Annotated in this window: 12 protein-coding genes; 4 read left to right on the forward strand and 8 right to left on the reverse strand. The window is 63.9% G+C overall.

Translation table 11 applies throughout. The annotated features are described in order from the left end of the window. Positions 1-49: 49 nt before the first annotated feature. From CLAM6_RS17105 to CLAM6_RS17115, 3 genes are all read right to left on the reverse strand, one after another. On the reverse strand, positions 50-757 hold the full coding sequence (locus CLAM6_RS17105; protein ID WP_153636692.1) for a metal-dependent hydrolase: 708 nt from the start codon (positions 755-757) through the stop codon (positions 50-52). 291 nt (positions 758-1,048) lie between these two features. Then, positions 1,049-1,591 (reverse strand): gamma carbonic anhydrase family protein, encoded by a 543-nt coding sequence (locus CLAM6_RS17110; protein WP_153636693.1) that lies wholly within the window; start codon positions 1,589-1,591, stop codon positions 1,049-1,051. Between the two features lie 197 nt (positions 1,592-1,788). Further along, on the reverse strand, positions 1,789-3,132 hold the full coding sequence (locus tag CLAM6_RS17115) for a sodium-dependent transporter (RefSeq protein WP_153636694.1): 1,344 nt from the start codon (positions 3,130-3,132) through the stop codon (positions 1,789-1,791). A 270-nt stretch (positions 3,133-3,402) separates the two neighbouring features. Here CLAM6_RS17115 and prlC point away from each other — a divergent pair, with 270 nt between their 5' ends. After that, positions 3,403-5,451: an oligopeptidase A gene (prlC, locus tag CLAM6_RS17120; protein ID WP_153637014.1), complete on the forward strand. Its 2,049-nt coding sequence runs from the start codon at positions 3,403-3,405 to the stop codon at positions 5,449-5,451. 147 nt (positions 5,452-5,598) lie between these two features. After that, positions 5,599-5,850 (forward strand): YheV family putative zinc ribbon protein, encoded by a 252-nt coding sequence (locus CLAM6_RS17125; RefSeq protein ID WP_043335719.1) that lies wholly within the window; start codon positions 5,599-5,601, stop codon positions 5,848-5,850. A gap of 119 nt (positions 5,851-5,969) precedes the next feature. Here the strand turns inward: CLAM6_RS17125 and sodC are convergent, their stop codons facing one another. Together sodC and metF are read right to left on the reverse strand one after the other, a co-directional pair. Further along, the gene (sodC, locus tag CLAM6_RS17130; RefSeq protein ID WP_153636695.1) at positions 5,970-6,539 is read right to left on the reverse strand and encodes a superoxide dismutase family protein; all 570 of its coding nucleotides are present in this window, start codon (positions 6,537-6,539) and stop codon (positions 5,970-5,972) included. 159 nt (positions 6,540-6,698) lie between these two features. Beyond that, positions 6,699-7,550, reverse strand: a complete 852-nt coding sequence (gene metF / locus CLAM6_RS17135) for a methylenetetrahydrofolate reductase [NAD(P)H] (protein WP_153636696.1) — start codon at positions 7,548-7,550, stop codon at positions 6,699-6,701. A 384-nt stretch (positions 7,551-7,934) separates the two neighbouring features. On the opposite strand from metF, the gene CLAM6_RS17140 reads away from it, so the two are divergent. Next, the gene (locus tag CLAM6_RS17140) at positions 7,935-8,864 is read left to right on the forward strand and encodes an AEC family transporter (RefSeq protein ID WP_153636697.1); all 930 of its coding nucleotides are present in this window, start codon (positions 7,935-7,937) and stop codon (positions 8,862-8,864) included. A 3-nt stretch (positions 8,865-8,867) separates the two neighbouring features. Here the strand turns inward: CLAM6_RS17140 and CLAM6_RS17145 are convergent, their stop codons facing one another. From CLAM6_RS17145 to CLAM6_RS17155, 3 genes are all read right to left on the reverse strand, one after another. After that, complete coding sequence (locus tag CLAM6_RS17145) at positions 8,868-9,743, reverse strand: UDP-2,3-diacylglucosamine diphosphatase (protein ID WP_242007712.1); 876 nt, start codon at positions 9,741-9,743, stop codon at positions 8,868-8,870. 178 nt (positions 9,744-9,921) lie between these two features. After that, positions 9,922-11,094, reverse strand: a complete 1,173-nt coding sequence (locus CLAM6_RS17150; RefSeq protein WP_153636698.1) for a GGDEF domain-containing protein — start codon at positions 11,092-11,094, stop codon at positions 9,922-9,924. Between the two features lie 306 nt (positions 11,095-11,400). Next, positions 11,401-12,876: an NCS1 family nucleobase:cation symporter-1 gene (locus CLAM6_RS17155; protein WP_153636699.1), complete on the reverse strand. Its 1,476-nt coding sequence runs from the start codon at positions 12,874-12,876 to the stop codon at positions 11,401-11,403. A 380-nt stretch (positions 12,877-13,256) separates the two neighbouring features. Between CLAM6_RS17155 and CLAM6_RS17160 the strand changes: the two genes are divergently transcribed. After that, positions 13,257-14,012 carry an aspartate/glutamate racemase family protein gene (locus CLAM6_RS17160; RefSeq protein WP_153636700.1) on the forward strand — a complete coding sequence of 252 codons (756 nt, stop codon included), beginning with the start codon at positions 13,257-13,259 and terminating at the stop codon, positions 14,010-14,012. Positions 14,013-14,048: the final 36 nt, after the last annotated feature.

Raw genomic sequence — 14,048 nt, forward strand, 5'->3', positions numbered from 1 at the left:
TGCATCACAACAGCAACTGAGATTCGCGCCGGCCTTCAGCCAGACGGCATCAGACGCCGGCCATCAGCCGTGACAGGCCTGCACCGAACACGGACAGCGGCCCCTGCAGATGCATGATGTCCACCAGTACCGACAATGGCGGCAGCCAGGGCGTCATGGCGGCGATCACCGCCACCATCGCCAGCGAGTTGCCCGGCTCACGATAATCGAACAGCTTGAAGGCGGTGCCGAAGCTGCGCTTCAGGCGTGCGCCGACCATGTCGACGCTATACATCTCATCGAGCAGCAGGTGGATCATGGCGCCGAACAACAGGGCCGCGCCCTGCCACCAGGCCTGTTCTTCACTCTGGCCCAGCACATGCAGGCTGGCGGCCGTCACGCCCAGCGAGCACAGCACTGACGCCAGCAGCGAGTGCCAGATACCGCGATGGACGGTGAAGCGCTTGAAGATGGCGCTGGCCACATAGCGCACGCCCAGATAGGTGGCGCCGCCCGCCATCATCAGCGGCCCCGCCAGCAGGCGGTCCTGCAGCAACAGCACGCAGGCCATGGTCGCCAACACCGCAAACAGCGTGAACAGGATACGGATGGCACGCGAGTTGTCGGAGTCGATATCCGGCAGGATACCGCCGAAGGTGGTCAGGCTCGCCAGCGGAACCCCCTCCGCCAGCGACCACAGGCCGCCCTGCCAGCCCGCCGCCGCGACGATGCCGCCGGCAAAGGCCGCTACGGTGATATGGGTACGAAAATTGGCCATGAAATACGGGTCGCGAGCCCTCGACGATGTCACTGGACCAGACGCCACACGCTGGCACTGGATATACGTCCAGATTATGACGCAAGCATTTCATGAAAAACAATGGCTTGTCCTGGTTTGTGCGCGCCACTGCCACATCTGCCTTCTAAAGCTCGTGGAAAACCGACCCTGGCTTGTGAAAAACCGCCCCTGGCTTGCGGAGAATCCGGCCCTGAAACGAGCACTCCCCCGCCGGCCTGAGCCAACGGGGGAGTGATCATTGCTGCGTCTGCCGCTCTGTGCGAGGGAGGTTCAGTCAGCGTAGTCTTCGGCCAGATGCTGATCCTTCAGCTTGACGTAGTTCACCGCCGAATAGGTGAAGAACTCACGCTCACTGTCCTTGATGGGGCGCAGTGCCTTGGCCGGGTTGCCGGCATACACATGCCCGCCCTCGAGACGCTTGCCCGGCGGCACCAGCGCACCCGCCGCGATGATGACTTCATCTTCCACTACCACGCCGTCCATCACGATGGCGCCCATGCCGACCAGCACGCGGTCGTGAATGGTGCAGCCATGCAACACGGCCTTGTGACCGATGGTGACGTCATCGCCGATTTCCAGCGGATAGCCGCCCGGATTGAAGTCACTGGCGTGAGTGATATGCAGTACCGCGCCATCCTGCACGCTGGTACGCGCACCGATGCGGATACGGTGCATATCGCCGCGAATCACCGCCAGCGGCCATACCGAGCTGTCATCCCCGAGGGCGACATCACCCAGCACCACACTGGCCGGATCGACGAAAACCCGCTCGCCCAGTCGCGGCGTCAGGCCCTTGAAGGATCTAATGCTCATGCCTTACCTCCTGAATTAGGCAACCAGCCTACTGCGCCAAACACCGGGATGCCAATAGCGCAACGGCCTGACTCGCGTTGCGATGTTTTCGACACCCCGTCCCGACGCCCCGCTTTCAGGCTCGTCGCTCCCCGTGCATCTCACCACGCCGCGAGCTGACTCAACGGCAGATTCACGCACCGATTGCGCAAGCGGGCTTACTTGAAGAAGCTCCAGCCCAGCACGACGACGACCAGCGGAATCGAGATCCAGCGCAGCACCCAACGCCAGGTGCGGAAGAAGCCACGCGAGGTGCCGAGGCCTGCCAGCGCACGATTCTGCGGCATCACCCAGGCCGCGAAGATGGCGATCAGCAACCCGCCGATCGGCAGGAAGAAGTCCGGCGGAATCGTCGTCACCGCATCGAAGACATTCATCTCGCCCAGCACGTGCACGTCCTTGAGGCTCGAGAAGGACAGCACCGACAACAGCCCCATCGCCCATACCGAGACACCGACCACCAGTGCCGCGTGGCGACGCTTGAGACCCCAGCCCTCCAGCACCTCGACGATGGGCTCGGCGATGTTGATCGAGCTGGTCCAGGTCGCCAGCAGCAACAGCAGGAAGAACAGCGCCAGCAGCACGCTGCCGCCCGGCAGATTGGCGAAGGCGATCGGCAGGCTGACGAACATCAGGCCGGGGCCGGAGGCCGGGTCCATGCCCTGGCTGAAGACCGCCGCGAAGATGGCGATACCCGCCAGCAGCGCCACGCCGATATCCAGTGCCGCCACGGCGATCGCGGCCGTCGGCAGACTCTGGCGCTCCGGCATGTAGGCGCCGTAGGCCATCAGGGCACAGGCCCCGACCGCCAGAGTGAAGAAGGCATGCCCCATGGCATTGAGCATCACGTCCAGCGTGATGGCACTCGGGTTGGGCATGAACAGCCAGTTCAGCGCGGGGCCGAAGCCGGGCGTGCTGATGCTGTAACCGGCCAGCGCCAGCAACAGCACGTAGAGCAGCGGCATCATCAGGTTGTTGAGGCGCTCGAGCCCGGAAGAGATGCCGGCGGCCACCACGCTCATCGTCATCAGCATGAAGACGGTGTGGTTGAAGGTCATCGTGACCGGGTCTTCCAGGAAGGCACCGAAGGAGGCGCCGATCTCCGGCGGACTCATGCCGCTGAAGTCACCCTTCAGCGAATCGACCAGATACTCGATCGACCAGCCCGACACTACCGAATAGAACGACAGGATGAAGAACATGGTGATGGCGCCGAACAGCCCCAGCCAGCGCCAGTGCGGGGTGCGCCCACCGCTGACGGCCAGATGGGCCAGCGCCTGCATCGGTCCGCGACGTCCGGCGCGCCCGATCATGATCTCGGCCATCATCACCGGCAGGCCCAGCAACAGCACGAAACCGATATACAGCAGCAGAAACGCGGAACCGCCGTTCTCGCCGGTCATGTAGGGGAAGCGCCAGATATTGCCCAGCCCTACGGCGGCGCCGGTCACGGCCAGAATGAAGGCTCGGCGACTGCCCCAGCGTTCGGTGGTTTCGCTCATGTCTGCTCTCGTGGTCTCGGTATGGGGGAAGGATACGGGCCCCACTCAGGGGCAAGGCCAGCAAGATAGCAGCCGTACCGGCCTCGGCCAATGCGACATGCGCGTGGCAACGCCCGCCTATCGAGGCGATAGATTGAATAACACGCGCCAAGGCCTCACATTCTAGGTATCCCCGCGGCAGCGGTGACGCCGTTTTCACGGCGCAATCGATGCGCAAGTTCTCCTTTACCGCTTACCGCTGCCGCCCACCCGAATGACGCGAGGTACATGATGTCGATCAATCCCCTGCTGGAACGCAATACCCTGCCCCCCTTCGACACCCTCAAGGCCGAGCACGTCGAGGACGCGATCAGCGAACTGCTGGAGCACAACCAGCAGGAGATCGAACGCCTGATCGAGGCCACCCGCGATGACACGCGCTGGGACAACTTCGCCGCGCCGCTGGAAGCGCTGGGCGATCGCCTGAGCCAGGCCTGGTCGCCGGTCTCGCACCTCAACTCGACCATGAACTCGCCCAAGCTGCGTGAGGCCTATCAGGCCTGTCTCGCCAAGCTGTCGGCCTACTCCACCTGGGTGGGTCAGAACAGCGACCTGGCCGCGGCCTATCAGCGCCTCGCGGACAGCGATGAGTTCGCAAGACTCGATGAAGCCCAGCAGAAGGCGATCACCAACAGCCTGCGCGACTTCCGTCTCGCCGGTGTCGACCTGCCGCAAGACAAGAAGCAGCGTTACGGCGAGATCCAGGCGCGCCTGTCCGAGCTCTCCAACACCTTCTCCAACCATGTGCTGGATGCCACCCAGGCCTGGCACAAGGATGTCGGTGAAGAGGCACTGGCGGGCGTACCGGAAAGCGGCCTTGAAGCGCTCAAGGCCAATGCCGAAGCCAAGGGCCTGGAAGGCTATCGCATCACTCTGGACTTCCCGAGCTTCTTCCCGGTGCTCAGCTATGCCGACAACCGCGAGCTGCGCGAGGAGGTCTACACCGCCTTCGTCACGCGCGCCTCGGAGAAAGGCCCCAACGCCGGTGAGTTCGACAACGGCCCGGTGATCGAGGAAATTCTGGCCCTGCGTCAGGAGCTGGCCGCGCTGATCGGCTTCGACGACTACGCCTCACTGTCGCTGGCGACCAAGATGGCCGACTCGCCGGCGCAGGTCATCGCCTTCCTGGATGACCTCGCCACCCGCGCCGTGCCGCAGGCGCGTGAAGAGTTCAACGAGCTGGCGGCCTACGCCACCGAGAGCCTCGGCATCGACGACCTGCAGCCGTGGGATGTCGGCTATGCCAGCGAGAAGCTGCGCGAGTCGCGCTACGCGATCAATCAGGAGCAGCTGCGCCCCTACTTCCCGGCGCCGCAGGCCATCGACGGGCTGTTCGAGGTCGTCAACCGCCTCTACGGCATCACCTTCAAGCAGCGCGAGGTACCGGTCTGGCACGAGGACGTCAGCTACTACGAGGTGATCGAGAATGACACCCCGATCGCCGGCTTCTATCTCGATCTCTACGCGCGTGAAGGCAAGCGAGGCGGCGCCTGGATGGATGAGTGCCGCGTGCGTCGTCGCCGCGAGGATGGCAGCCTGCAGTTGCCGGTCGCCTACCTGACCTGCAACTTCACCCGCCCGGTGGGCGATCGCCCGGCGCTGCTGACCCACGATGAAGTGGTCACGCTGTTCCACGAATTCGGGCACGGTCTGCATCACATGCTGACCCGCCAGGAAGTCGCCGAAGTCTCCGGCATCAATGGCGTGGCCTGGGACGCCGTCGAGCTGCCCAGCCAGTTCATGGAAAACTTCTGCTACGAGCGTGAAGGGCTGGATCTTATCGCACGTCACGTCGACACCGGCGAGCGCCTGCCGGATGACATGCTCGAGCGCCTGCAGGCAGCCCGCAACTTCCAGGCGGCGATGACCATGGTCCGCCAGCTGGAGTTCTCGCTGTTCGACTTCCGCCTGCATCATGAGCTCGACAAGCCGTCGGCCAGCGATGTCCAGGCGCTGCTCGACGAGGTGCGCAGCAAGGTCGCCGTGGTGCCGGCGGTCGAGTTCAATCGCTTCCAGAATGGCTTCAGCCATATCTTCGCCGGCGGTTACGCCGCGGGTTACTACAGCTACAAGTGGGCCGAGGTGCTGTCGGCAGACGCCTTCAGCGCCTTCGAGGAAAGCGCGGTCTTCGATACCGCCACTGGCCAACGCTTCCGTGACGAGGTACTGGCACGCGGTGGCTCGCGTGACGCCGCCGAGCTGTTCCGCGCCTTCCGTGGCCGTGACCCGCAGGTCGATGCCCTGCTGCGTCACTCCGGCATCGGTGCCCAGGCGGCCTGATCTCGCCCCGTCTCGTGATGGCGCAAGCCTGACCACGAGCTGCTGACCATGCGCCCCTGACCTTTACCGGTCGGGGGCGTATCATATGGCGCATCATCCGCCCGAGGCGGGATTGCCAGACCTACCCTGACCCTGACTGGAGGCACCATGTCTACCATCAAGCGCTTCATCGCCGGTGCCGTCTGCCCGCGCTGCGGAGCAATGGACCGCCTGCGCACCTGGGAGCAGAACGAGACCCGCTACCGTGACTGCGTGTCCTGCGACTTCTTCGAACAGCAAGCCATCGAGGAACCGCCGACCCTCGCCGAGATCTCCACGCGCGTGAGCGACCCCCGCGAGACGCCGGCAAGCGATGAGGTTCAGCCGGTGCGCATTCTGGACCCCGGCAAGCTGCACTGACATCTGCTGTAGCGCTGCGACATGAAAAAGCCCCGCCAATTGGCGGGGCTTTTTCATGTCATCTCGGCAGGATGATCAATTGATCACAGATCATTTATCACAGGTCAGTCGACCACTCTTCAGTCGACCACACCGCAGGCGACGCGCGAGCCGCCACCGCCCAGCTTGGGCGTATCGGTGTAGTTGTCACCGCCGGAGTGGATCATCAGCGCATGGCCGCTGAGATCACTTTCCTTGATGCGCGGTGCCAGCACCGGCAGCGAGATCTTGCCATCGGCATCGACGCTCAGCGCCGGAAGGTCACCGAGGTGGCCATCACCGTAGGGGCCCTGGTGGGTACCAGTCTCTTCTGGATCGAAGTGGCTACCTGCCGCGGCCGCGGCGACGGTCTCGCCATCCTTCTCGGCCGGTTCGCAGCTGGCATTGGCATGCAGGTGGAAGCCGTGGATGCCGCTCTCGAGCCCCTCGATCTTCGGCGTCAGCAGCAGACCATCATCGGTATCCTCGGCCATGACACTGCCGACGGACTCACCGACGCCATCACTGCTGACGCGATGCATTTCCACCTCGGTGGCGGCCTGGGCGACGCCGCCGAACAACCAGGCGCCGAGCGCCACCGTCGCGGCGGTCTTGAGGGGCTTTCTGGACGAGGTCGTAAAGGATGCCGTGTGCTGTGTCTCGTGATTCATGAGCAATCTCTCCATCACTGAGGCCGGCGTCACTGCCGACGCCTTGAGTGGCTTGCGGGCCGCTGTCACAAGCGGCTACCCGTCAGACCTCAGGGCGAGCGACGCCACATTCAATGCCGCTCATCCAATTACTTGTCGCGCACGCCCGGCGCGCGTGACTCAACGAGAAGAGATCCCCAGATTTTCCAGCACCTTGAGACACGGCTCGGCCTGATTGAGGGTATAGAAGTGCAGGCCCGGCGCGCCGCCATCCAGCAGACGCTGACTCATGCGCGAGATCACCTCGGTGCCGAAGGCCTGGAGGCTCTCGCTGTCATCGCCATAGCTCTCGAGCTGCCGGCGGAGCCAGCGCGGGATGTCCGCCCCGCAGGAATCGGAGAAACGCGCCAGCCGGGTGTAGTTGGTGATCGGCATGATCCCCGGGATGATCGGCTGCTGGATGCCGGCGGCACGCGCACGCTCCACGAAGTGGAAGTAGGCATCGGCATTGAAGAAGTACTGGGTGATGGCGATATCGGCGCCGGCCTGCATCTTGCGCGCGAAGTTCTCGAGATCGCTGTGGTAGTTGTCGGCCTGTGGATGGCACTCCGGATAGGCCGCCACCGCGATCTCGAAGTGATCGCCGGTCTCCTCGCGCACGAACTCGACCAGCTCGTTGGCGTAACGCAGCTCGCTGCGCGAGCCCATCCCGGAGGGCAGGTCACCGCGCAACGCCACCAGGCGCTTGACGCCCTGCTCACGATATTGCGCCAGGATCTCGCGCAGCTCGCCGCGGTCACTGCCGACACACGACAGGTGCGGCGCGGTGCAGATGCCGCTGGCGCTGACCGACTGCACGGTGTTGAAGGTGCGCTCACGCGTGGAGCCACCCGCGCCATAGGTGACGGAGAAGAACTCCGGCTCCAGCGCCGCCAGCTGATCGCGAACCCCCTTGAGCTTTTCACGCCCGGCCTCGGTATTCGGCGGGAAGAATTCGAAGCTGATCCCTGACGGATGTTCGCTTGCACTCATGGGGCGGCCCTCCTGGTCGTCGTGTCCGGCATTGATGTCGTTATCGCCGCACACTTCGCGGTGCGCGTGCAGCAATACACGTCCGGCGCGTCACGCCACCGCCCCTGTACTGCATGTCGAGCATTCTGACCGCCACCGCCGACCCCGGCCAATGAAAGGTTTTCGCCTCAACTTCAATACCATTCATATAAGAAAATGCGTGTTTATAACCATTGCTGACAGTGGCGTCCTGCCCCTTAGTCCTGTCCCTCACCCGGCGCGCAACCACGCGATCCGCAGCCTGATCAAGGAAAGACGCAATGCGCGTCATTCATGGGATGACGCTGACAGGGGCCACACGGCATGATGAGCCAAAAGGACAATGACGCTTCACAAGGAACCGTGATGGACCACATCGATCTGCAGCAACCGCTCTGGATGCTGATCACCTTCGTCGCCCTCGGCGCCCTCTGTGCACGCCGCCTCGCGATCGACCCGCGCCCCATCGCCACCTTGCTGATCTACGTGATCGCGCCGCTGACCTTCTTCCGCGGGCTGGTGCTCGGCGAGCCATCGCTGAGTGATCTGGGCCTGACGCTGGGACTGTTCTCGCTGGCCAGCAGCATCTGCCTGCTGGTGCGCCCGCTGGCCGCGAAGTTCTTCCCGCCGCAGGAAGCCGCCCTGCTCGCCTTCTCCTCCGGCACCGGCAATACCGGCTACTTCGGCCTGCCGGTCGCGATGCTGTTGCTGCCGCCGGAAGGCGTGACCCAGTACCTGTTCTGCCTGCTCGGCATCACGCTGTATGAGTTCACGCTGGGCTTCTACGTCAGTGCGCGCGGGCAGTTCTCGATGCGCCAGAGTCTGGTCAAGATCGTGCGTCTGCCGCTGATCTACGCCTTTCTGGCCGCCCTGCTGGTGGGGACGCTGGGGCTCGAGGTACCGGGGACGGTGATGGAGGGACTCGACTACTTCAAGTACAGCTACACGGTGCTGGGCATGATGATCATCGGCATGACGCTGGGCGGTGTCAGCCTGCGCGAGATCGACCCGCGCTTCATTCTGGCCGCGACAGGTCTGCGCTTCGTGATGTGGCCGCTGCTGAGTCTGGGCAGCGTGATGCTGCTGGGCAGCCTGTTCGCCCTCGACCCGGTGCTGGCGCAGGTGTTGCTGCTGCTGGGCGTGGTGCCGATGGCCGCCAATGTGGTCGTGCTGGCCATCGAACTGAATATCCAGCCGGCCAAGGGCGCGATCGCGGTGATGCTGACCACCCTGGCGGCGCCGCTGATCATCCCGCTGTATCTGTCATGGATGCTGGCGATCAGCGGCCTGGGGTGAGGCTCAGGCGCCGGCCATCTCGGGCGTGACGGCGTCGGGCGTCGCGGCAGGCGCCTGACGCGGCATCAGATGGCGCGGCGCCGTCTCGAGGATCTGGCCCTGCCAGTCGATCAGGTGCAGCGCGCCTTCGGCATCTTCCGCCAGCGCGGTGCAGTGCTCGACCCAGTCGCCGTCGTTGCAGTAGAGCACGCCTTCCTCGACCCGAAAGCCCGCCTGGTGGATGTGCCCCCCGACATAGCCATCCAGACCTTCGAGGCGCGCCTGACGCATGGCGGCTTCCTCGAACTGGGCCACATAGCGCTGGGCGGTGCCGCTACGACGCTTGAGCGCGCTGGCCAGCGACCAGTACGGCAGCCCGAACATGCCACGCGCGCGGTTGCACCAGCGATTGAGCGACAGGATGAAGCCGTGCATGCCATCGCCCAGCTTGAGCAGCCACGGCGCGATGCGCACATGGGTGTCGAATTCATCGCCGTGGGAGACCAGCAGGCGACGACCGCTGCCGGTGGTATGGATCGCGCGCCGCTCGATGCTCACGTTGTGCAGCTTCAGGCCGCACAGGCGACGGAAGGCGGCATCATGATTGCCGGGAATGTAGATGACCTCGCAGCCACTGCGCGCCAGACGCAGCACCCGCGCCACCAGCGCCTGCTGGTCCTTGTCGAGCACCGCACGCTTGCGCATCGCCAGCAGGTCGACGATATCGCCGACCAGATACAGGCGTTCGGGGCGCACGCGACGCAGCAGCTTCGCAAGCAGCGCCGCCTGGCAGTCCGGGGTTCCCAGATGCACATCGGAGATGAACAGCGTGCGAACCTGACCGAGAGCGTCGGGAGCAGGCGGCATTTCAGCACGGGGAACCGATTGCGGAGCGGTCATGTCAGTCACCTCTGGGTTGCCAGGCGGAATCGACAGGCGAGGCCCAGATGGCCCCTGTCGTTGCCCAGCAAGACTGAGGGGAGGCGATGACATACCCGTAACAGCGACATGAAAAAGCGATGACAGCCATTGCCATCAATCACTTGCAGCATGAAAGAAGGGAAGATCGCGGGCTTTCTCACGCCTGGGGGTCGTTGGCGCCCGCCATGGCCCGCCGCCGAGCGCGCTTCTGACGATACATGCGGTCATCCGCGATATGGATCAGATCATCGACATCCACATCGCCCTGCAATACCGGGTCGTGGGTGACGCGCCCGATGCTGACCTCGACCGGGAAGGGAATTTGCTGCTCCAGGCGTTGTTCCTGAAGATGGCGCATCAGCTGGGTCGTCGCCTGCTGGCTGGCCATATCACAGGCACCGGGCATCACGACCAGGAATTCATCGCCGCCCAGACGGCATGCCAGTCCGTCTTCACCGGCCGCCTGGGCGACACTCCGGGCCACCAGCTGGATCAGGCGATCACCCTCGGCGTGCCCGAAGCTGTCGTTGACGTGCTTCAGACGATCGACATCCACGAACAGGATTGACACGCATTGCCGGGTGCTCGTGCTCTCGGCCAGCATCCGCTCGAGAAAATCAAAGCCGAAACGACGGTTGGGCAGCCCCGTCAGCAGATCATGATTGGCGCGGTATTCCAGCTCGTTCTGCTGGGTGAGCAACCGCTGATTCATGTCGTGCAATTCGAGATTGCGCGCCTCCAGCGTGCGCTGCAGCCGGATGGTGCGATGGAAGGTCGAGGCTCGGGCATGCGCCAGTGCCGGCGCGATGAAGAGGGTCCCCAGGATGTAGGCACCACCCGCACCGGCCAATGTCGTCAACGACAAGGGACTCAGCCACACATAGATGGGCACATAACACAGTATCAGCGGCAGGCTGCTGGCCAGCTGGTAGCGCCAGCCCCACACCAGCCAGGCGGGCATGGCGATCAGCATGCAGGTCGAGAAACTCAGGTTCCACAACGTCAGCGTCAGTGCATCCGGAATCAGCGCGGCACCGAAGCAGAAGAACAGATTGGCGGGTATCGCCCCGGCCAGCAGGATCTTGTCCGAATGCACGCCGCCGCGGCGCAGCTGGAGGATGCACAGCAGGCAGCAGAGGAAGATGATCAGCCGCCCCACCCACAACGCCTGCCAGGCAGACGGCACCTGGAAATAGTCAAACAGCAGGAAGCAGGCGAAGCACGCCATGGCGAACATGATGAAGGTATTATTGATTCGCGTGCGATAGTGCTGCGCTTCGATATCCGAACCGTCCCTGCCCGGCAATATCAGATGTTCATGAAGCAGCATGTTCCATCCTCGACACTCGGTAGCATCAACCAATGTTACACCGCGCGCAGAGCACACCTCACTGGAATAAAGAGTTGATCAGTAAACGCAAGATTACCGACTGCCTGATAGAACAATGTGCTGTGTCATCAGGCCAGCCAGGCGGAACAAGGGCAAAGAGGTGTCGGCAACACGAATGTGCCGGCAACACGAACGCGCCGGCAACACGAACGAAAGCGCCCTGCTGTCGTCATCCACCTCGATGGCGACAGCAGGGCGCTGAAGGTAAAGGTAAGGCCAAGGCAATACCAGGTCACGGCCTGAGCGTCATGACATCTTCTGGCGTACCCCGGCCGGCACATAGATGCGTGCAGAGGCGGCATCTCCCAGCCAGTACCCCGAGAAGATGCCATAAAGCCCTGCCGCCATCAGACCGCCGATGAACAGCGTGAAGTGGGTGATGTCACCCAGCGGCAGGAAGCTGATGATCAGCGTCACCGCCGAGGAGACCAGCAGCGCCTTGACCGCCGCGACGTTGACGCCCTTCTCGAAGAAGTACTCGCCTTCCGCGCTGTCAGTGAACAGCGCCTTGGTGTTGATGCCGCCCTTGTTGACCAGATAGTGGTCAAACAGGATCACGCCATACACCGGGCCGATGGCTGCGGCGAGGATGCCCACGGTGTACTGGATGATCTCCGGGTTGTTGAACAGATTCCACGGCGTGATGAAGATGGAGCCGACGGCGGCGAGCATGCCGCCCATGCGCCAGCTGATGCGGGACGGTGCCACATTGGAGAAGTCGAACGCCGGTGACACGAAGTTGGCCACGATGTTGATGCCGATGGTCGCCAGCACCAGGGTCAGGATGCCCAGCGCTGCCGCGACGCCATTGTCGATGCGGGCGACGGTCTCCATCGGATCATGCAGCATCTCGCCGAAGATGGGCTGCGTACCGGACACCACCACCACGGTGATGACGGCAAACAGCAGGAAGTTGACCGGCAGGCCCCAGAAATTGCCGCGCTTCACATCCCCGGGGGTAGCGCAGTAGCGCGAGAAGTCCCCGAAGTTGAGCGTCGGCCCCGCGAAGTAGCCCGCCACCAGCGCCGCGGCGATCACCATCTGCCACAGGGCGTCGCTGCCAGAGAGCGTCTTGCTGCCCAGCGTGAAGCTGATGTTGTCCCAGCCGGCCTGCCAGACGATCCAGCCCGCCAGCGCGAACATCACCACATAGACGGCTGGCCCGGCGAAATCGATGAAGCGCCGCACCGCATTCATGCCCCACCAGAACACCAGCGCCTGCAGCACCCACATGAACAGGAAGCAGGACCAGCCCAGCTGCGAGAGCCCGAACAGCTGGGTCTCGGTCAGCCCTTCCAGCGACGGCACATAGCGCAGCAGCACCAGCATCAAGGCATGCGCCGCCAGATACGTCTGGATGCCGTACCACACCACCGCGATCAGCCCGCGGATGATCGCCGGAATATTGGCACCATAGATGCCGAAGGACTGACGGCAGACCACCGGGAAGGGCACCCCCGTCTGCTGGCTGGGCCGCGAGATCAGATTGGCGAACACCTGCACCACCAGAATGCCGACCAGCATCGAGACCAGAATCTGCCAGCTGGCCAGCCCCAGGGTGAACAGACTGGCGGCGAAGACGTAGCCACCGACGCTGTGCACATCGGACATCCAGAACGAGAAGATGTTGTACCAGTTCCAGTTCTGCTCGCAGGGGGCGAGGTCCGCATTGATGAGCCGCTTGCTCGCGTTGCTCAGATCAGGGGGAGTCTGGGGTGTCATTGTTGTCTCCAGAGGGGCTTGTGGGCCATGGGCCAGTCACGAGGCGTCATGCCTCGCCATACCCTCCCCTTATCAACAAGCGTGCCAGTGAAACACTTGTTGCGGATTTTCAATCTCCAAGCGTTTTCCCCAAGGCCCGATCTGCGTGACACCCCTGCCAGCAACGTCATGTGCGTGGCAACTCCTGAGACATCAGGCACCATCAACTTCTGCTGTATTAGCCATATGCACCACAGCAGCGCACCGCCAATGAAACGAACGTTGCGCCAGCAGGTGTTACCGGGCTGGCACGGATGCTGCTCGTGTTTTGTGTGCTCCGCTCGCACGGCCCTGCATCCGGCGCGCGCCGTCACGCGAAAGTCCATCACGAGCCCCCCATCATGAGAGAGCCCGCCATGTTGCGTCTCAAGGTCATCAATCCCAACACCAGCCAGGCGATGAGTCAGCAGATGGCGCACTCGCTGCAACGGCAGCTCGCCCGGGACATCCACCTCGAGGTGCTGACTGCCGAGCATGGCGCCCCCAGCATCGAGACCGCCGTCGAGGAAGCCATGGCGGTGGTCGCGCTGCTGGCGCTGATCGCCCGTGATCGTGAGGGCCTGCTGGAGACCCCGCCCGCCGATGGCTATCTACTGGCCTGCTTCGGTGACCCCGGCCTCGAGGCCGCCCGAGAACTGAGCCCCGTGCCGGTGATCGGCATCGCCCAGGCCGCCATGCACATGGCCACGCTGGCGGCGCCCTCCTTTGCCATCGTCACCAGCATGACCAGCACGCTGCCGATGTCCGAGCAGCTGCTGGAGCGCTATGCGATGCGCCCCCTGTGCAAGGCGCTGCTGGCCTGTGACGTACCGGTACTCGCGCTTTCCGAGGCGCGCACTCCCCCCGCGGCATTGCTGGAGCGCTGTGAACACGCCAGAGCCAGCGGTGCCGGCAGCATCGTACTGGGCTGCGCTGCGATGGGGCCGCTGCGTGATGCCATCGCGTCAGAGATCGGCCTGCCGGTGGTCGACCCGCTGCTGGCGGGGCGCGACCTGCTGCTGACCCTGATGCGCCAGCCCGCTGTCGCTCGCGCGAAGCAAGCGGGTGAGGTGAAGCTCCTCAGCGGTGTCTTTGCCCGGGGCCTGGCGGCCCTTTGACCCGCAGGCGAGCCGCCCTTGGCTGGCGCCTCGCGA

The organism is Cobetia sp. AM6 (assembly GCF_009617955.1).
In the GTDB taxonomy this organism is placed as follows: domain Bacteria; phylum Pseudomonadota; class Gammaproteobacteria; order Pseudomonadales; family Halomonadaceae; genus Cobetia; species Cobetia amphilecti.